Raw genomic sequence first — 16775 nt, forward strand, 5'->3', positions numbered from 1 at the left:
GTACTGCCACTGGTTCTGCGGGCGGCCGCGTCGGCGGAGCGCTCACCTCAACCCCGGTCGGTACGCCGGCCACCCAGCCGGTCCCGCCACCGCGCCCGCCCCCGTTCTCGTCCACGGTCTCGTCCCCGGCGTGGGCGTTCCTCGGCGGCCCGCGCGGCAGCGGCCTCGCGGCGGGCGGCGACCCGGGCGGCCCGCCGGTCGCGCCACCGCTCGACCTCGGTGTCCGGGTCGCGCTGCGGGGTGACGACGGGCGGCCCCTCGGGCGGGCGGTACAACGCCCACCGCACCCGGGCGTTGAACTCCGTGACCTCGCGGCGGACGTCGGCCTCGGAGCCGAGCCGGTCCAGCCGCTCGTCCAGATCGGCGTCCTCCCGACGCAGCTGCACCGACGGCGGAGCCACTCCGGTGACCTGCTCCCGCTCGAGGAGCTGCTTCACCCACCAGTCCGGGTCGTGCTCGTCCCCGAGCCCGGTGATCGGCTTCCCGTAGCCGGGCAGGTCGTCGAAGTCGCCGCGCTCGCGGGCCTTGCGCAGCTGGAGGTCGACCCAGGTCTGCTGCTGCGCGATCCGGGCAGCAGCCGCCGCCCGGCGCTCCTCCGGCCGCTGCTCCCGCTCGGTCTCGTCGTCCACACAGATCACCCGCTCCCGAGCGTACTGAGGGGATCACCGGGCGATCCCGGTCACCGGACGACCGGGGTCGCCCAGGGATGGGCCGGGGACCGCCCGATCAGCCCCGCTCGAGGGCGAGCAGGGTCGCCTTGGCGGCCGGCCCCCCGACGTACTCGCCGGGCGTGCCGTCCGACCGCACCACCCGGTGGCAGGGCACCACGACCGGCAGCGGGTTGCGGGCGCACGCGGTGCCGACCGCCCGCACCGCGCCGGGGCTGCCGGTCGCCCGCGCGACTTCGGCGTAGCTGCGGGTCTCCCCGAACCCGATCGCGCGCAGCTGCTCGACGACGGCCCGCCGGAACCCCGAGGCGAGCCGGAGGTCCAGCCGGAGGTCGAAGCCGCGCCGGTCGCCGTCGAAGTACGCCTCGAGCTGGGCGACCGCGTCCGCGACCGGCTCCGAGCCCCGCAGCACCCGGGGACCGACCCGGTCGGCGAGGAGCTCCAGCACCCGGTCGTGCCCCTCGGCCTCGTAGGCGACCCGGACCAGCCCGAGCTCCGTCCCGGCGACCAGCAGCCTCCCGACCGGGGTGCTCACGGTGGTGTACGCGACGTCGAGGAGGTGGCGGCCGGCAGCCTCCCGCACCAGCCCGGCGTGGAGCCGCTCGAGCAGCGCGGGGTCCCCGTCGAGGAGCCCGGCGGCGCCGTCGGGCAGCCGCAGGTCAGCGGTCACCGTCTCGTGGTCGTTCATGCTCCGACTCCTTCCTCGGCCAGCACCCGCCGCAGCGCCCGGATCCCGTCCGCCGCGGCCCGCCGTGCAGCCGCCTCGGTGCCGCCGACCAGGGCGGCGACCTCGCGGTAGGGGAGCCCGGCGAGGTGGTGGTAGGCGACGCAGAGTCGCTGCCGCTCGGTCAGCCCGCGCAGCGCGTCGTAGAGCGCGAGCTCGGCCGCCCGGTCCCGGTCCGTCCCGGCGGGGGACGGGGGCGGGTCGACGGGGATCGGGGCCCGGCCCCGACGGCGCAGCAGGTCCACCGACCGCCGGTGCGCGATCGTCACCAGCCAGGCGACCACGTCGGCGTCGGCGGGCAGGGACGGGTACGCCTGGAGCGCGGCCAGGAAGGTCTCCGACCAGGCGTCCTCGGCGTCGACAGGCCCCACCGTCGCGCGGCAGACCCGGAGCACCATGGCTCCGTGGTCGGTGACGAGCTTCTCGAAGGGCTGCACGGGGAGTAGTCGCTCCCGGGGAGGGTTCCGTGAGGTCGGTGGTCCGACGTTCTCACGCCTTCTCGCCCTCCGGGTCGGTCGGTGCCGGTACGGCGTCGGGGAGCGCCCGGACCGGCATCACGACGATGTCGTGGAGCTTCCAGTCCAGCGCGTCGAGCAGCGCGACGGCCTCCTCCAGCCGCTCGAGGATGACGGGCTCGTCCGGGTCGACCTGCACGAACGCCTCCACGTGGAACACGTGGCCCTGGTCCCGCACCCGGGACCGGGAGGCGGTCACCCAGGGCAACGCGGTGAGCGCCTCGTCGACCCGGTGGGTGAGCGGGTGCGGCGCGGCGTCGTCGTACGTGCGGGCGCGCTGGTCCATCAGCGCGCCCGACGCGTAGCGCAGGTTGCTCCACCCGTCACGCAGGATCGAGGCCGCGATGAACAGGGCCGCCGCCGAGTCGGCCCACCACCACCCGATCCCGATCCCGAGCACCCCGACGATGGTGCCGAGAGCGGTGCGCCAGTCGGCCTTCTGCATGTCGGCGTCGGCGTACAGCACCTTGTCGTGGAGCGTCTCCGACAGCGGCAGCTTGAGCCGGCCCAGGATGAACGGCCCGATGCCGGTGTAGACCATCACCGCGATCATCAGCCAGCCGCTCCAGAGCGTGGTGCCGAACAGCTGCACGGTGCCGATCGGCGGGTGCTCCTGCCGGACCAGCCCGGTGGCGGAGTCCTCGACGAGGAACAGCCCCATCGCCAGCAGCGCCACCGCGGCCGTGAGGTGACCGATGGCGACGGTCCGGTGGTAGCCGTAGGGGTGGTCCACGGTCGGCGCCTTGCGGGCACGGCGGACGGCGACCAGGAAGGCGAGCGGCGGGATCAGCGCGAGCATGTCCTCGATCCAGGCCGCCTTCATCGCCTGTGAGCTGCCCATGACCGCGAAGACCGCGGCCACGCAGGTGAGCATGTAGAGCAGCGTGACGACCTCGAGCCGGGTCGCCCGACGCAGGGCGCGCTGCTGCTCCTGGGGCAGACCGGTGGTGCCGAACCGCGGCTCCGGGCGCCGGCTCACCGGCCACCGGCGTTCTCGTCGAGCCACCGCTCGAGCTCCGACTGCCAGGCGTTCTCGCCCATCGGCACCATCATCACGTGCTTCTCGGTGGTGCCGGCCACGCGTTCCTCGGCGAACGGACGGGTGAGCGCCGCCTTGTCGACCCACGCGTTCTGGTCGGTCAGCCCGCCGACCACCAGGTCGAGGTCGCCCTTCTCGAGAAGCCCCACGAGGTGCTCCTCGCCGCCGAGGGTCCACTCGACCTCCGCCCCGAGGCTCTCGGCGAACCGCATGACCAGGTCGGGCTCCCGGCCGACCGGTCGCCGGCCGTCGGCCGAGACGTCGACCCAGCCCGGGCTCACGGAGGCACCGGCCCGCAGCACCCCGTCGTCGCGCACGCGGTCCAGCGTGCCGTCGGGGTCGCTCGGGACGGAGAGCGCGCAGCCGCCGACGAGCAGGATCAGCAGGACGGCCGCCAGCCGGGCGAGGAGGCGCACAGTCCCATCCTGGCGCGTCACCCCTCGGCGTCGGCCTTGATCCGCTCTAGCGTGCGGTGCATGTCCCGGGCCAGCTCGGCGGAGAACGACTCGACGCCGCCGAACGCGGCCTTCGTCAGCCGCACCGACACGTCCGAGATCCCCTGCGGCGCCTCCCGGCGGGCGGTCAGCCGGGTCCCGGTGCCGGTCGCCGTGGGCTCGAGGGTGTAGCTCCAGACGACGGTGTTCTCCTTCACCCGCCAGGCGATCTCCCGCTCGGGGACGAACCGCACCACCTTGGCCTGGGTCGGCCAGACGAGGAACCCGCGCCGGTTGATGTTCACGGTGCGGGTGCCCTCCCGGACCGGACCGCCGCCGCGGACGAACGTCCTCGCGGTCTGGGGGCTCCACCGCGCCATGTTGCGGAGGTCGGAGACCAGCTCCCAGACCCGCGCCGGGGGCGCGTCGATCTCGAGGGTGGCTTCGAGAGGGGCGACGTCGAGCAGCGGCACGGGTTCCTCCTGGTACGGCGGACGGGTGCCCCGATCCTCCCCGGACCAGCGGCCCGGGTCAGCGTGACGTCGGCGACATCACCGGTCGGCCGAGCTCCGTCGGGCCCGCTCCGCCCGGGCGTGCGGGTCGGTGCGCGCGTCGTACGACCAGAAGGTGCGCAGCGCGACCGCGGTCGCCGCCACGCCCATCACGCAGGCGACGCCGCCGCTGGTGATCGCGCCGCGGACCGACCAGAGGTCCGCGGCGAACCCGGCACGGACCTGGCCGCCGAGCGGCCCGAGGGAGTACGACAGCATCTCGATCCCGGCGAGCCGGCCGCGCATCGACTCGGGGATCGTCTGGTTCCACACCGTCGCGCGGAAGATCCCGGAGACCATGTCGGCGGCGCCCGCGCAGGCCAGCATCGCCAGGCAGAGCCCGAACGAGGGGGCCAGCCCGGCCAGCGCGACGAAGCCGCCGTACGTCGCGGCGCCGATCACGATGGCCCGGCCGTGGTGGTGCACCCGTCCCGCCCAGCCGCTCGTGGCGGTCGCGACCATCGCGCCGACGGTCTCCGCGGTGTAGAGCAGGCCGAGCAGCTCGGGGCGGCTGAACACCTCCTCGGCGAGCGCGGGGAAGAGCACGACGGGGATCGCCAGCAGCATCGCGGCCATGTCGACGAGGTAGGTGCCGAGCAGGTCGCGCCGCCGCACGGCGTAGCCGACGCCCTCCACGATGCCGCGGAGGCTCGGCGGGGTGGTCTCCTCGCGGTGCGGGTACGACGCCATCGCGGCGTAGAGCCCGGTGGCGACGACCAGCCCGACCACGTCGACGGCGTAGCACCAGCCGGCCCCGACGCTCGCCAGCAGCAACCCACCGATCGTCGGCCCGAGCAGGATCCCGATCTGCATCCCAAGGCCGCCGAGCGCGTTCGCCGCCACCAGCTCGTCGTGGGCCACCGTGCGAGGGAGCAGCGCTTCCCGGGAGGGGCGCTGGAGGCTCGACGCCGCCGCGTGCAGGAACGCCAGCACGTAGATCGCCCACACGTCCGGGGAGCTCCGGAACGCGTTGGCCGCCAGCAGTGCGGTGATCACCACCTGGGCGACCCCGGTGAGGACGAGGAGCCGGCGGCGGTCGACGTGGTCGGCGAGCGCGCCGCCGTACAACCCGCCGACGACGAGCGGGACCAGCTGCACCAGCCCGACCGCGCCGACCGCGACGTTCGACCCGGTCAGGTCGTAGAGCTGGAACGGGACGGCGACGTAGCTGATCATCCCGCCGAGGTAGAACACCGTGCCCGCGACCAGCAGCAGCCGGAAGTCGCGGGAGCTGCGCCACGGGGTGACGTCCATCCGCAGTGCCCGCACCCGGTCCCGCCAGCTCACCGCGGAAGTATCCGTGACCCATCGTGGTGACCTCGCCCCGGCTCGCTCCGCTGGACACGTGACCACGACCATCCGGCCCTCCGCGTGCAGCGAACCAGGGATTGGGCAGGCTGGAACCGGTTGCCTGCGCGCGCCCGCCCCCACCGCGCACGACGTCCCGGGAGGGAACCTTGTCCACGGTCCTCGACGCCCTGCTCCGCCGCCGGAGGGCCTGGGTCGTCGCCCTGGTCGGGCTGCTGCTCGGCGGCGTCGCGATCGGTGTGCTCGGGGAGGCCGAGCGGGACGCCTCGCCGACCGACCAGCTCCCCCGCGGGCTCGACAGCACCGAGGTGGTCGAGCTGCAGGAGCGGTTCGCGAGCGAGGACGCCTCGACGGCGATCGCGCTGTTCACCTCCGACGAGCAGATCCCGCGCGACGTGCTCGGCGAGCTGCAGCAGCTGTTCCAGGAGGTCGCCGCCCCGGGCCAGAACCAGCAGCAGGGCCAGCAGCGGGGCCAGCAGCAGGGCCGGGAGGGCCAGCAGCGTCAGGGTCAGGGGCCCACCGGGCAGCTGGTCCCGAGCGAGGACGGCACCGCGCTGATCGGGGTGCTCACCGTGCCCGGCACCGGCGCCTCCGAGGTCGCCGACGGCGTCGGGGAGCTCCGCGACCGGCTCGACGAGGCGGTGCCGGACGGGATCACCGCGCAGCTGACCGGACCCGCCGCCGTTCAGACCGACCTGGCGGCGGTCTTCGACGGAGCGAACTTCCGGCTGCTCGCCGCGACAGCGAGCGTCGTGGCGGTGCTGCTGATCGTGACCTACCGCAGCCCGGTGCTCTGGCTGGTCCCGCTCTTCGTGGTCGGCGTCGCGGACCGGGCCGCCGCGTCGGTGGCCACCCACGTGCTCAAGGCGTTCGAGGTCGCCTGGGACGAGTCGACGGTCGGCATCCTCTCGGTGCTGGTGTTCGGTGCCGGCACCGACTACGCCCTGCTGCTGATCAGCCGCTACCGCGACGAGCTGAAGGTCGAGGAGGACCGGTACGCCGCGATGCGCCACGCTCTGCGTCGTACGGCGGAGTCGGTGGTGGCCAGCGCGACGACCGTGTTCGTCGGGCTGCTGACGCTGATGCTCTCCCTGATCCCGACCACGCGGGGGCTCGGACTGGCGTGCGCGGTGGGGATCCTGGTCGCCGCCTTCGCCGCCCTCTGCGTGCTCCCCTTCGTGCTGGTGCTCTTCGGTCGCTGGGTCTTCTGGCCGAAGGTGCCGCGGGTCGGCGATCCGACACTCGTCGAGTCGGGCTCGCTCTGGCGCCGGGTCGGCAACCAGGTCCGGCGCCGGCCCGGCCTGCTCGCGACCGGGACCGTGCTCCTGGTCGCCCTGCTCGCGGCCGGGCTGACCCAGGTCAGCACCGGGCTGTCGCAGGCCGACCAGTTCCTCGACGAGCCGGAGGCGATCAGCGCCGCGGAACGGCTCGCGGAGTCGTTCCCCGCCGGCACCGCCGACCCGACGACGGTGATCACCAGCAGCGACCCGGGCGAGGTCGTCGCGGCGCTCGAGGGCGTCGACGGCGTCGAGCGGGTCACCCCTACCGACAGCACCGACGGGCTCACCCGCATCGACGTGGTGGTCGCCGGCACCCCGGGCAGCGAGGCGGTGCGGACCACGATCGAGGCGATGCGGGACGCCACCGCGGAGCTGGAGCGCACCTACGTCGGCGGCACCGAGGCGGAGTCGATCGACGAGAACGACGCCACCGGCCGCGACCGGACGCTGATCATCCCGGTCGTCCTGCTGCTGGTCGTCGTGGCGCTGGTCCTGCTGCTCCGGTCGCTGGTGGCGCCGCTGATCCTGGTGGCGACGGTGGTCGGCACCTACTTCGCGGCGCTCGGCGCCTCCTGGTGGGTCTTCACCGGGCCACTGGGGTTCGAGGACCTGGACAGCGGGGTGCCGCTGCTGGCCTTCCTGTTCCTGGTCGCGCTCGGCGTGGACTACAACATCTTCCTGGTCACGCGGGCCGCCGAGGAGGCGCGCGAGCACGGCACCGAGGAGGGGATGCTCCGCGCGCTGACCGCGACCGGCGGCGTGATCACCAGCGCCGGCATCCTGCTCGCCGCGGTGTTCGCGGTGCTCGGCGTGCTCCCGCTCGTCGTCCTCGCCCAGCTCGGCGTGGTGATCTGCATCGGCGTCCTGCTCGACACGCTGCTGGTGCGCACCGTGCTGGTGCCCGCGGTCGCGGTGAAGCTCGGGGACCGGTTCTGGTGGCCGCGGACGCTCCCGCGCCACGCCGCTGCCTCCGAGGAGCGCCGGGAGGAGGCGCTGACCTCCTGACCCGCGGCTGACCCTCGGCTGACCAGCGGCCGACCGGAGCCGCGGCCCGCCCTCCGGGACGGGCCGCGGCGCTCGTGGGTACGGCTCGACCGGTGACGGCTGCGCCGCGCCGACGACCTCTCAACTCCGCAACCGCGGCCGGGTTACGCGGCCATGGCCCGCCGGGGCTAGTGCGGGCTCCGAACGCACGACGGAAATCGCCGGGGACCGGGGTGTTTCGCGATGTTGGTCCCAGATGCCAGACTTGGCCCTAGTCCGGCTGCTGCGGGTCTCACGTCCTGAAACTGGACGAACGGACCATTGGCGGGGCGGACCAGGGGTGGTTTGCTGTGAGCAGCCGAGGGTCGGGGTGGCCCGTACGGCGAAGGGGTGGGACGTGCAGGGAACGACAGAGAGCCAGGCGCAGCTGCGCACCGATCGGGGGGCCGGGACCGGCTCCATCCTCCGCCAGCGCCAGGCGCCAGGAGCTGCGCCGGGGTCCCGCGGCGGGACCGTGACCCGTCGGCCGGTGCCGACCGGGCACCGGGCGCGCCACGACGACCAGGACTGGGTGGTCTACACCCGCCGGATCGACCGTTCCGCCGCCACCGTCTGGGAGGCCCTCGCGTCCGCGGACGCCCGGGCGCAGTGGGTCGGGACCTCGCGGGTCATCGACGACGGCAACGGCGACTTCCTCTTCACCTTCGAGGGTGATGACCTGCTCCCGATGACCTACCGGCTCGACCACGTGGAGCCCGGCCGGAGCGCCGGCCTCTCGCTCCGCGACCCGGGTGCCGAGCGCTCGTGGCGGCTCGAGGTCGACCTGATCCCCGACGGCACGGCCACGTTGCTGCGCGTCGAGCAGACGATCGTCAACGCCGCGATCGCCCCCTGGGTGGCCGCCGGGTGCGAGTTCTACCTCGACCGGCTGGTGGCGTTCCTCGAGGACCGCGAGGTGCGCGGCCACGACTACGACGAGTACTTCCTCGGCCAGGCCGACCACTACCGCCGGCTCTTCCCCGTGCAGCGCGGCGCCACCGACTGACGGTCCTCCGAACGGGCCGTGGACGGCCCGTCCGGCTGCTCATCTGACCACGCACGTGGTCTCTCTGCGACCGGGCTCCGGGGGTCATCTACCCACGCGGAGCCCGATCCTCACCGGGGGTTTTCGTCTGGCCGCGCTGGGCACTGTGGGCACCACGGAGGGTTGAGAGGGACGCGGCGAGCCCGGGCGCAAGCCCCGGCGGGCCGCTCCGCTCTTGCCCGTGCACCCACAGCGAAGGGCAGAGGAATGACCGAATCGATGGGGACCCCGCCGGTAGGGTCCGGATCCACCGGCCCCACCACCGGCACCACTACCGGCACCACCGGCACCACTGGCACGAGCGGCACCACCGGGCTGACCGGTTCGGCCGGGTCGACCGGCTCCGGGGACGACCGCACCCGCGACGTCGCCAAGGAGGAGGCCCGCGGGGTCGCGCAGGACGCCGCCGAGAAGGGCAAGGCGACCGCGCAGACCGCGAAGGAGCAGGCCGGGCAGGTCGCCGGCGAGGCGAGCACCCAGGCCCGCCAGCTCCTCGAGCAGGCGCGCAGCGAGCTGACCAACCAGGGCTCGGCCCAGAAGGAGCGCGCGGCCGGTGGGCTCCGCTCGCTGGCCGACGAGCTCTCGGGGATGCTCGAGGGCAACGGCTCGCAGTCGGGCGGCCCGGTCGCCGGGATCGCCCAGGAGGCGTCCGACCGGATCCGCACCGCCGCGGACTGGCTGGAGAACCACGAGGCGGGCGACGTGCTGCAGGAGGTGCGCCGCTTCGCGCGGCAGCGCCCGGGCGCGTTCCTCCTCGGCGCCGCTGCCGTCGGCTTCCTCGGCGGCCGGCTCACCCGCGGCTTCGCCGACGAGGTCAAGGAGTACGCCGAGGCCGAGGAGCGCTCCTCCGGCACCACCGGCACCACCGGCACCACCGGCACCACCGGTACGACCGGCACGACCGGCCTGGGCACCCCCGGCACCGGCGTCGGCGGCACCGGGCTGGGCGGGACCATGGGCGGCACCATGGGCGGCACCATGGGCGGCACCGCGTCGGGTCCCGTGGGTGGCACCGGCTACCTGCAGACCGGTCCCGGCGCCGCGTCCCCGCCGCCGCCCGTCGGGGCAGGGGGCGACCTTCCGGACGAGCCCACCGGCACGCCCGGCTACGCGATCCCGCCGACCGCCGAGGGCGACCGCGGCGACGCCACCGCCGAGTTCGCCCCCAACGTGGGCGTGGGCGGCGACCAGATGCCCAGCGAGTTCGGTGCCCGCGGCACCGGCGCCCAGGGCAACCGTCCCGAGGAAGGCACCCGCTGATGACCGGCCCGTACGACACCGGTGCGTCCGCCGCAGGCGGCGCGCCCGCGGGCGGGAGGTACGAGTCGGTCGGCGACGCCATCCCCGACCCGGAGCCGCTCCACGGGGCGCACGAGACCTACGCCAAGGGGGAAGTCGGCTCGATCGGCGCGCTGGTCTCCGACATCTCCAACGACCTCTCGACGCTGATGCGCCAGGAGGTCGCGCTGGCGAAGGTGGAGCTGAAGCAGTCCGCGACGAAGGCAGGCAAGGGCGCCGGGATGCTCGGCGGCGCAGGCTACGCCGCGCACCTGACGCTGCTCTTCCTGTCCATCGCGCTGTGGATGATGCTCAGCTACCTGCTCGACGACCTCGGCTGGTCGGCGCTCATCGTCGCCGTCCTCTGGGGCGTCGTCGCCGCCGTCCTGGCCGTTCTCGGCCGCAAGCAGCTCAAGCAGGTGGAGGGCGCTCCCCGCACCACCGAGACCGCCAAGCGCGTGCCCGACGCACTCAAGGGAAACGAGGACCACCGATGACCAGCACCGACCCCGGGCAGCCGGGACAGATCACCCCCAGCGAGGACCCCGAGGCGCTGCGCGCCGAGATCGAGCGCACCCGGGCCAACCTCAGCCAGAACGTCAACGCGCTCGGTGAGGCGGTGACGCCGGGCAACATCGCGCGCCGCCAGGCCGACAAGGCGAAGGGAGCAGCCGTGGGAGTGAAGGACAAGATCATGGGCACCGCAGAGAGTGCCGCCTCGACGGTCGGCGACAAGGCGTCGAGTGCCGGGGGCTCGGTCTCCGGCAGCGTCTCCGGCGCCGCCGGATCGGTCACGAGCTCGGTCTCGGGCGCCGGTCGGACGGCCCGCTCGCAGGCCCAGGGCTCACCGCTGGCCGCCGGGCTGGTCGCCCTCGGGGCGGGGTGGCTCGTCGGGTCCCTGCTGCCCTCGAGCGCCAAGGAGCGGCAGGCCGCCGTACGGCTCCAGGAGCAGGCCGCTCCGCTGGCGAGCCAGGCGCAGGAGGTGGCCAAGGAGGCCGCCCAGGAGGCCGCGCAGAACCTCAAGGAGCCCGCGCAGCAGGCCGCCGAGCAGGTCAAGGGCACGGCCCAGGAGGCCGCCGAGACCGTCCGGGCCGAGGGCCAGTCGGCGGTCGAGGACGTCAAGGGCAGCGCCCAGGACTCCAAGGAGAGCGTCCAGCAGCACCAGCAGTCGCCGAGCACCTCGCTCTGACCTGACGCTGGTCGTCGTACCGCACCCACGAAGAAGGGCCCCCGCCGAACGGCGGGGGCCCTTTCTTGTCGTGCTGCCGGTTATTCGTGGTCAGTCGGCGAACAGCTCCACCATCTCGGAGGTGAACGCGGGCAGGTCGTCGGGCTTGCGGCTGGTGACCAGGTTGTCGTCCACGACCACCTCCTCGTCGACCCACTCGGCGCCGGCGTTGCGGAGGTCGGTCTGGAGGCTGGGCCACGACGTGAGCCGACGGCCCCTGACGACGTCGGCCTCGATGAGCGTCCACGGCGCGTGGCAGATCGCGGCCACCGGCTTGCCGGCGTCGAAGAACGACCGCACCAGGGCGACGGCGTCCTCGTCCATCCGCAGGTTGTCCGGGTTCGCGACGCCGCCGGGGAGCACGAGTGCGGCGAAGGTCTCGGGGTCGGCGTCCGACGCGGTGGTGTCGACCTCGAAGGTGTCGCCCTTGTCGAGGTGGTTGAAGGCCTGGATGCGGCCGGCCTCGAGCGAGACGAGCACCGGCGTGCCGCCGGCCTGCTCCACGGCCTCCCACGGGTCGGTGAGCTCGACCTGCTCGACGCCCTCGGGGGCGACGAGGAACGCGATCCTCTTGCCGGCGAGCTGATCAGACATGGGGGTTCCTCCCTGGGTGTCCGGGTTGGGGGTGCGGGGTCTGGATGCCCCTGCCCCTACCCGGTGCAGAGCGGCGGAATCACGGTCCGTGCAGGTGTTTGCACAACGGGGTAAGGGAGATTCTTGGTTCATGAGTCATGCGGCCGACCAGGGGCCCACCTACCGGGCCGACGCGGTGACCGAGCCGAGGGAACCCACGCTGGGGAACCTCGTCTCGGACCTCTCCGCCCAGCTGCCCGAGCTGATCCGCTCCGAGCTCAGGCTCGCCCAGGCCGAGGTGGCCGAGAAGGGCAAGCGGGCCGGGATCGGCATCGGCATGTTCAGCGCCGCCGGGCTGCTCGGCTTCTTCGGGCTCGCGGGGCTGCTCACCACCCTCGTCCTCGTCCTCGACCTCTGGCTGCCCGCCTGGGCCGCCGCCCTGATCGTGACCGGGGTGCTCCTCGCCGCCGCGGCCGTCGCCGCGCTGGTCGGCAAGAACAAGGTCGCCGAGGCGGCGCCGGTCAAGCCCGAGCGGGCCATCGAGGGGCTCAAGCAGGACGTGGCGACCGTGAAGGGGGAGCGGTGAGCCAGAACCAGAGCCCCGAGGAGCTCGAGTCGCAGATCGATGAGCAGCGCGAGCAGCTCGCCGGCACCATCGACGCGCTCGCCGCCAAGCTCGACGTCAAGGCGCAGGCGCAGGCGAAGGTCACCGAGGCCAAGGAGACGGCTCGCGACCGGACCACGACGCCGGAGGGCAAGCCGCGACCGGAGCTCGTCGCGGCTGCGGCCGGGCTCGTCGTGGTCGTCGCCGCGCTCGTCTGGTGGAGGCGACGATGAGCCTCTTCAGGCGGAGCGGCAAGGGGGACAAGGTGAAGAGCGGACGGAGCGACAAGGCCGTGCCCGACCCCGACGCCCCCGGCAAGCCCGAGAGCCCCGCGGACCTCGAGAAGCCGTCGTGGAAGTACGTCGGCCGCAAGGTACTCCGCGAGTTCAGCGACGACCAGTGCACCGACCAGGCGGCGGCGCTGACCTACTACGCCGTGCTCGCGATGTTCCCGGCGATCCTCGCGCTGATGTCGATCCTCGGACTGGTCGGTCAGGCCGGGAAGGCCGTCGACACCGTCCTCTCCGTCCTCGAGCCGCTGGTCGCCCCGTCCACCCTGGAGACCATCGAGCCGGTGATCCGTGACCTCGCCACGTCGCAGGGCGCCGGGCTTACCTTCGTCATCGGTCTCGCCGGTGCGCTGTGGTCGGCCTCGGGCTACGTCGGCGCGTTCGGCCGGGCGATGAACCGGGTCTACGAGATCGAGGAGGGGCGGCCCTTCTGGAAGCTCCGCCCGCTGATGCTCCTCATCACGCTGGTCGCCGTGACGCTCTCGGCGCTCGTGCTGGTGATGCTGGTCGTCTCGGGCCCGCTGGCCGAGGCGATCGGGAACGAGGTCGGGCTCGGCGAGGCGGCGGTGACCGCGTGGCAGTGGGCCAAGTGGCCGGTGCTGCTGCTGATGGTGATGCTCGCGGTGGCGCTGCTCTACTACGCGACGCCCAACGTGAAGCAGCCGAAGTTCAAGTGGATCTCGGTCGGCGCCGCTTGCGCGATCGTCATCTGGGTGATCGCGTCTGTCGCGTTCGCCTTCTACGTCGCGAACTTCGGCAACTACAACAAGACCTACGGCTCCCTCGCCGGCGTCATCGTGGCGCTGCTGTGGCTCTGGATCACCAACCTGGCCCTGCTGCTCGGCGCGGAGATCGACTCCGAGCTCGAGCGGGGACGGGAGCTCCAGGCCGGCATCCCGGCCGAGGAGGAGCTGCAGCTTCCCGCGCGCGACACCCGCAACATCGAGAAGGCGCGGGAGAAGGAGCAGAAGGACATCGAGATGGGGCGGGCGATCCGCGAGCAGGCCGACCCCGACGGCGACGTCGCCGCGCAGTACCCCGACTCCACGGACACCCCCTCAGGAAGGAACTGACGATGAAGAAGTACACCGCCCTGTTGCTGATCGGCATCGGGTACGTCCTCGGCGCCCGCGCCGGTCGCGAGCGCTACGAGCAGATCAGGGGGTTCGCCAACAAGGTCCAGGGCAACCCGACCGTGCAGCAGACCGCGAGCAAGGCCGCCGACGTCGCCAAGGACAAGGCGCCGGTCGTCAAGGAGAAGCTCGCGTCGGTCGCCTCGTCGGGCTCCGACGACACCGGCAGCAACGGCGTGCCGATGGAGGGCAGCGCCTACCCGCGCAGCGACTCCGACGCCAAGGGCTGACCGGCCGTCCCGGCCATCACCGAGAACGCCTGACCCCTGCTCGGTCGGCACGGCCCCGCTCCGCAGACCGGAGCGGGGCCGCTTCTCGCCACCGACACCTGGAATGCCGGGTGATCACGGACGCGAGGCGAACCACGGGCGGTGCAGGTCGTCGAACCGGACGTCGTGGATCAGGGTCTCCATCGCCTGCCGGACCTCCTCCGGCATCCGCTCCTTCTCGCCCTCCCGGGCCGACTGCTCGTCGGTGAAGGCGACGGTCTGGGTGAAGGTGCCGTCGGGCTCGAGCGCCAGCGTGGCCCCGATGATCTCCGGCCGGGCCTCGCGCAGCGGCTCGGCGTCGGCGACGAGCTCCTTGAGCTTCGCCGGGTCGTCCGCCCTGCCGCGGACCACCTGCACGAACCCCGCCCCGTCGGAGCCGCCGTCGAGCAGCACCGTCACGTCGTCGCTGTCGTGGAACTCGACCGGGCCGTCGAAGCACTCCTCCATCTCCGACCACCAGGCGCCCTGCTCGGCCCGCCCCGAGTTGCGCTCCGCCGACTCGCGCGAGTCGAACCGGACGACCGCGAGGAGCCGCCCGTCGTCGGTGAACCCGTAAGTCCCTCCGAGCCAGCCGCCCGCCTCGGGCGCCTGCTCGTCCTGCCACCGCTCCAGGAGGGAGCGGGCGCGCTCCTGGTCCCGGCACCGTCCCTCGATGATCTGGATGAACACAGAACCCCTCCTCTCCTCGTCGGCCGCCGGAGGGCGGTCGGACCTCTCCCTCGGACGCTAGACCTGCGGGGGCGAGGGGGCCACGGGCAAGGCGGAGCGGTCGAGACCGGGGCGCCGTGGTGGTGCGGGTCAGCCGGCGAGGAAGCTGAGCCGGACCTGGCGGTCGCTGTTGTCGACGTTGAGGTCGACCAGGCAGATGCTCTGCCAGGTGCCGAGCGCGAGCCGCCCGCCGAGCACCGGGACCGTGGCGTACGGCGGGACGAGCGCCGGCATCACGTGCGACCGCCCGTGGCCACGGCTGCCGTGCCGGTGGCGCCACCGGTCGTCGGCCGGGAGCAGCTCCCCGAGCGCCGCCAGCAGGTCGTCGTCGCTGCCGGCGCCGGTCTCGAGGATCGCGATGCCCGCGGTGGCGTGCGGGACGAAGACGTGCAGCAGCCCGTCGCCGCGGCCCTCGGCGAACTCCGTGCACCGCGCGGTCAGGTCGAGCACGACCTCGCGGTCGCCGGTGGTCAGGTCCAGCACGGTCGAGTCCATGAAGAGCAGTCTGCCGGACCCGTGTTGAACCTGGTGGTTGACAAAGACGGTCGGCCGTGGTGATGTTCAACCATGAGGTTGAACACGAGGGGAGGGCTGCGATGACGGACGCAGCCGACGACGACCAGCTTTCGCGGGTCTTCTCTGCGCTCGCCGACCCGACCCGGCGGGAGCTCGTGGCCCGGCTCGCGGTCGAGGACGCCACCCTCACCGAGCTCGCCGCCCCGCACGACATGTCGATCCAGGCCGTGGCCAAGCACCTCAAGGTGCTCGAGGACGCCGGGCTGGTCCGGCGTACCCGAGACGCGCAGCGCCGCCCCGCGCGGCTCGAGGCGGAGGTGCTCGACCTGATGACTGGGTGGATCGAGAGGCGGCGGCGGGAGCACGAGGCGCGCTACCAGCGGCTCGACGCGCTCCTCGACCGGATGGCCGAGGACGAGGACGACAAGGACCACGACGAAGGAAGACGACGGACAGGAGAAGCATCATGAGGACCAAGCAAGAGGCGACGCTGCACGCTCCCGAGGGGCAGCCCACCATCGAGATCGTGCGGGAGTTCGACGCTCCCGTGGAGCGGGTCTACCGGGCGCACGTCGACCCGGAGCTCGTCCAGCAGTGGCTGGGGCCGCGCCGGCTGACGATGCGGATGGACCACTGGGACATCCGCCGCGGCGGCTCGTACCGCTACACCCACGTCGACACCGACGGCACGGAGTACGGCTTCTGGGGCGCGGTCCACGACGCCCGGCCCAACGAGCTGATCACGCAGACCTTCGGCTTCGACGGCGCACCCGACACCCCCTCCCTCGACAAGGCAACCTTCGAGGACCTCGGCAACGGGCGGACCCGGCTCCGCGTCGTCTCCGTCGTCCACGACGTGGCGGCGCGGGACGCGTTCCTGTCCAGCGGCATGGAGGGCGGCATGAACGAGAGCTACGAGCGGCTCGACGAGCTCCTGGAGCAGCAGTGACCGCGGCGCAGCCGCTGACCGGGCTCGACCCGGTCGCACGGCACCGCGAGGTCGCCGCCGGGTTCACCGCGCGGGTCGAGGGGGTCCCGGCCGGCGGCTGGGACGCCCCGGCCCCGGTCGAGGGGTGGGCGGCGCGCGACGTCGTCCGCCACCTCGTCGAGTGGTTCCCGGCGTTCCTGCAGGCCGGTGCCGGGGTTGCCCTGCCGTCCGGTCCGTCGGTCGACGACGACCCGGTGGCGGCGTGGCGGGTGCACAGCGACGGGGTCCAGGCGCTGCTCGACGACCCCGCGACCGCCGAACGGGTGCTGAGCAACCCGCACCTCGGGGAGCTCCCGCTCCCCGAGGCGGTCGACCGCTTCTACACCGCGGACGTCTTCATGCACACCTGGGACCTCGCCCGGGCCACCGGCCAGGACGAGACGCTCGACCCGGCGCTGTGCGAGGAGCTCCTCGCGGGGATGGAGCCGATCGAGGAGGTCATGCGGGCCAGCGGCCAGTACGGCCCGAGGGTCGCCGTGCCCGAGGACGCGACCGTCCAGACCCGGCTGCTCGGCTTCATCGGCCGGCACCCCTGAACCGAAGCAGACCGCCGATCGGTGTCACCCCGTGACACCGATCGGCGGTCCGCCTCGTCCGCGGC

22 protein-coding genes are annotated in these 16775 nt (G+C 73.4%); 12 read left to right on the top strand and 10 right to left on the bottom strand.

Annotated features, from left to right (window positions below; all coding sequences use genetic code 11):
• Positions 1-47: 47 nt before the first annotated feature.
• The 7 genes from FIP57_RS10170 to FIP57_RS10200 all read right to left on the bottom strand — a co-directional run bounded on the left by FIP57_RS10170 (position 48) and on the right by FIP57_RS10200 (position 5218).
• The gene (locus FIP57_RS10170) at positions 48-629 is read right to left on the bottom strand and encodes a DnaJ family domain-containing protein (RefSeq protein WP_238993386.1); all 582 of its coding nucleotides are present in this window, start codon (positions 627-629) and stop codon (positions 48-50) included.
• Positions 630-726: 97 nt separating this feature from the next.
• Positions 727-1356, bottom strand: coding sequence for a methylated-DNA--[protein]-cysteine S-methyltransferase (locus FIP57_RS10175; RefSeq protein WP_148573399.1), 630 nt, complete (start codon positions 1354-1356; stop codon positions 727-729).
• The gene (locus FIP57_RS10180) at positions 1353-1829 is read right to left on the bottom strand and encodes an RNA polymerase sigma factor (protein WP_162529750.1); all 477 of its coding nucleotides are present in this window, start codon (positions 1827-1829) and stop codon (positions 1353-1355) included. Before FIP57_RS10180 ends, FIP57_RS10175 begins: the two co-directional genes overlap by 4 nt.
• A 52-nt stretch (positions 1830-1881) precedes the next feature.
• Complete coding sequence (locus FIP57_RS10185) at positions 1882-2886, bottom strand: cation diffusion facilitator family transporter (protein WP_238993387.1); 1005 nt, start codon at positions 2884-2886, stop codon at positions 1882-1884.
• The gene (locus FIP57_RS10190; protein WP_148573400.1) at positions 2883-3362 is read right to left on the bottom strand and encodes a transporter substrate-binding domain-containing protein; all 480 of its coding nucleotides are present in this window, start codon (positions 3360-3362) and stop codon (positions 2883-2885) included. The genes FIP57_RS10185 and FIP57_RS10190 overlap by 4 nt, the downstream gene beginning before the upstream one ends.
• A gap of 17 nt (positions 3363-3379) precedes the next feature.
• The gene (locus FIP57_RS10195) at positions 3380-3853 is read right to left on the bottom strand and encodes an SRPBCC family protein (protein WP_238993388.1); all 474 of its coding nucleotides are present in this window, start codon (positions 3851-3853) and stop codon (positions 3380-3382) included.
• 78 nt (positions 3854-3931) lie between these two features.
• Positions 3932-5218: an MFS transporter gene (locus tag FIP57_RS10200; protein WP_238993389.1), complete on the bottom strand. Its 1287-nt coding sequence runs from the start codon at positions 5216-5218 to the stop codon at positions 3932-3934.
• Positions 5219-5388: 170 nt separating this feature from the next.
• Between FIP57_RS10200 and FIP57_RS10205 the strand changes: the two genes are divergently transcribed.
• The 5 genes from FIP57_RS10205 (at position 5389) to FIP57_RS10225 (ending at position 11054) form a co-directional block, all read left to right on the top strand.
• Positions 5389-7524, top strand: a complete 2136-nt coding sequence (locus tag FIP57_RS10205) for an MMPL family transporter (protein WP_148573402.1) — start codon at positions 5389-5391, stop codon at positions 7522-7524.
• Positions 7525-7900: 376 nt separating this feature from the next.
• Entirely contained in the window at positions 7901-8548 is a 648-nt protein-coding gene (locus FIP57_RS10210; protein ID WP_162529751.1) for an SRPBCC family protein, read from the top strand.
• A 258-nt stretch (positions 8549-8806) separates the two neighbouring features.
• Positions 8807-9847 (top strand): hypothetical protein, encoded by a 1041-nt coding sequence (locus FIP57_RS10215; RefSeq protein WP_148573404.1) that lies wholly within the window; start codon positions 8807-8809, stop codon positions 9845-9847.
• Entirely contained in the window at positions 9847-10362 is a 516-nt protein-coding gene (locus FIP57_RS10220; protein ID WP_148573405.1) for a phage holin family protein, read from the top strand. The genes FIP57_RS10215 and FIP57_RS10220 overlap by 1 nt, the downstream gene beginning before the upstream one ends.
• The gene (locus tag FIP57_RS10225) at positions 10359-11054 is read left to right on the top strand and encodes a DUF3618 domain-containing protein (protein WP_148573406.1); all 696 of its coding nucleotides are present in this window, start codon (positions 10359-10361) and stop codon (positions 11052-11054) included. Before FIP57_RS10220 ends, FIP57_RS10225 begins: the two co-directional genes overlap by 4 nt.
• Before the next feature lie 90 nt (positions 11055-11144).
• Here the strand turns inward: FIP57_RS10225 and FIP57_RS10230 are convergent, their stop codons facing one another.
• The gene (locus FIP57_RS10230; RefSeq protein ID WP_148573407.1) at positions 11145-11687 is read right to left on the bottom strand and encodes a type 1 glutamine amidotransferase domain-containing protein; all 543 of its coding nucleotides are present in this window, start codon (positions 11685-11687) and stop codon (positions 11145-11147) included.
• Between the two features lie 130 nt (positions 11688-11817).
• Between FIP57_RS10230 and FIP57_RS10235 the strand changes: the two genes are divergently transcribed.
• The 4 genes from FIP57_RS10235 to FIP57_RS10250 are packed head-to-tail and all read left to right on the top strand — an operon-like array spanning position 11818 to position 13923.
• The gene (locus tag FIP57_RS10235) at positions 11818-12252 is read left to right on the top strand and encodes a phage holin family protein (RefSeq protein WP_148573408.1); all 435 of its coding nucleotides are present in this window, start codon (positions 11818-11820) and stop codon (positions 12250-12252) included.
• Positions 12249-12503, top strand: a complete 255-nt coding sequence (locus FIP57_RS10240; protein ID WP_148573409.1) for a DUF3618 domain-containing protein — start codon at positions 12249-12251, stop codon at positions 12501-12503. The genes FIP57_RS10235 and FIP57_RS10240 overlap by 4 nt, the downstream gene beginning before the upstream one ends.
• Positions 12500-13633, top strand: coding sequence for a YihY/virulence factor BrkB family protein (locus tag FIP57_RS10245; RefSeq protein ID WP_203231159.1), 1134 nt, complete (start codon positions 12500-12502; stop codon positions 13631-13633). The genes FIP57_RS10240 and FIP57_RS10245 overlap by 4 nt, the downstream gene beginning before the upstream one ends.
• Positions 13634-13635: 2 nt before the next feature.
• Positions 13636-13923 carry a hypothetical protein gene (locus FIP57_RS10250; protein WP_203231160.1) on the top strand — a complete coding sequence of 96 codons (288 nt, stop codon included), beginning with the start codon at positions 13636-13638 and terminating at the stop codon, positions 13921-13923.
• A 114-nt stretch (positions 13924-14037) separates the two neighbouring features.
• Here FIP57_RS10250 and FIP57_RS10255 read toward each other — a convergent pair whose 3' ends face one another.
• A complete protein-coding gene (locus tag FIP57_RS10255) occupies positions 14038-14631 on the bottom strand; it encodes a hypothetical protein (protein WP_148573410.1) in 594 nt (197 codons plus the stop codon).
• A gap of 129 nt (positions 14632-14760) precedes the next feature.
• Complete coding sequence (locus FIP57_RS10260) at positions 14761-15165, bottom strand: YjbQ family protein (protein ID WP_148573411.1); 405 nt, start codon at positions 15163-15165, stop codon at positions 14761-14763.
• A gap of 101 nt (positions 15166-15266) precedes the next feature.
• Here FIP57_RS10260 and FIP57_RS10265 point away from each other — a divergent pair, with 101 nt between their 5' ends.
• The 3 genes from FIP57_RS10265 to FIP57_RS23635 are packed head-to-tail and all read left to right on the top strand — an operon-like array spanning position 15267 to position 16710.
• Entirely contained in the window at positions 15267-15656 is a 390-nt protein-coding gene (locus tag FIP57_RS10265; protein WP_148573412.1) for an ArsR/SmtB family transcription factor, read from the top strand.
• Complete coding sequence (locus FIP57_RS23630) at positions 15653-16135, top strand: SRPBCC family protein (RefSeq protein WP_203231161.1); 483 nt, start codon at positions 15653-15655, stop codon at positions 16133-16135. Before FIP57_RS10265 ends, FIP57_RS23630 begins: the two co-directional genes overlap by 4 nt.
• Entirely contained in the window at positions 16132-16710 is a 579-nt protein-coding gene (locus FIP57_RS23635; protein ID WP_238993390.1) for a TIGR03086 family metal-binding protein, read from the top strand. Before FIP57_RS23630 ends, FIP57_RS23635 begins: the two co-directional genes overlap by 4 nt.
• Positions 16711-16775 lie beyond the last annotated feature (65 nt).

Origin of the sequence: Nocardioides caldifontis (assembly GCF_008087345.1) — a bacterium.
Lineage (GTDB): Bacteria > Actinomycetota > Actinomycetes > Propionibacteriales > Nocardioidaceae > Marmoricola_A > Marmoricola_A caldifontis.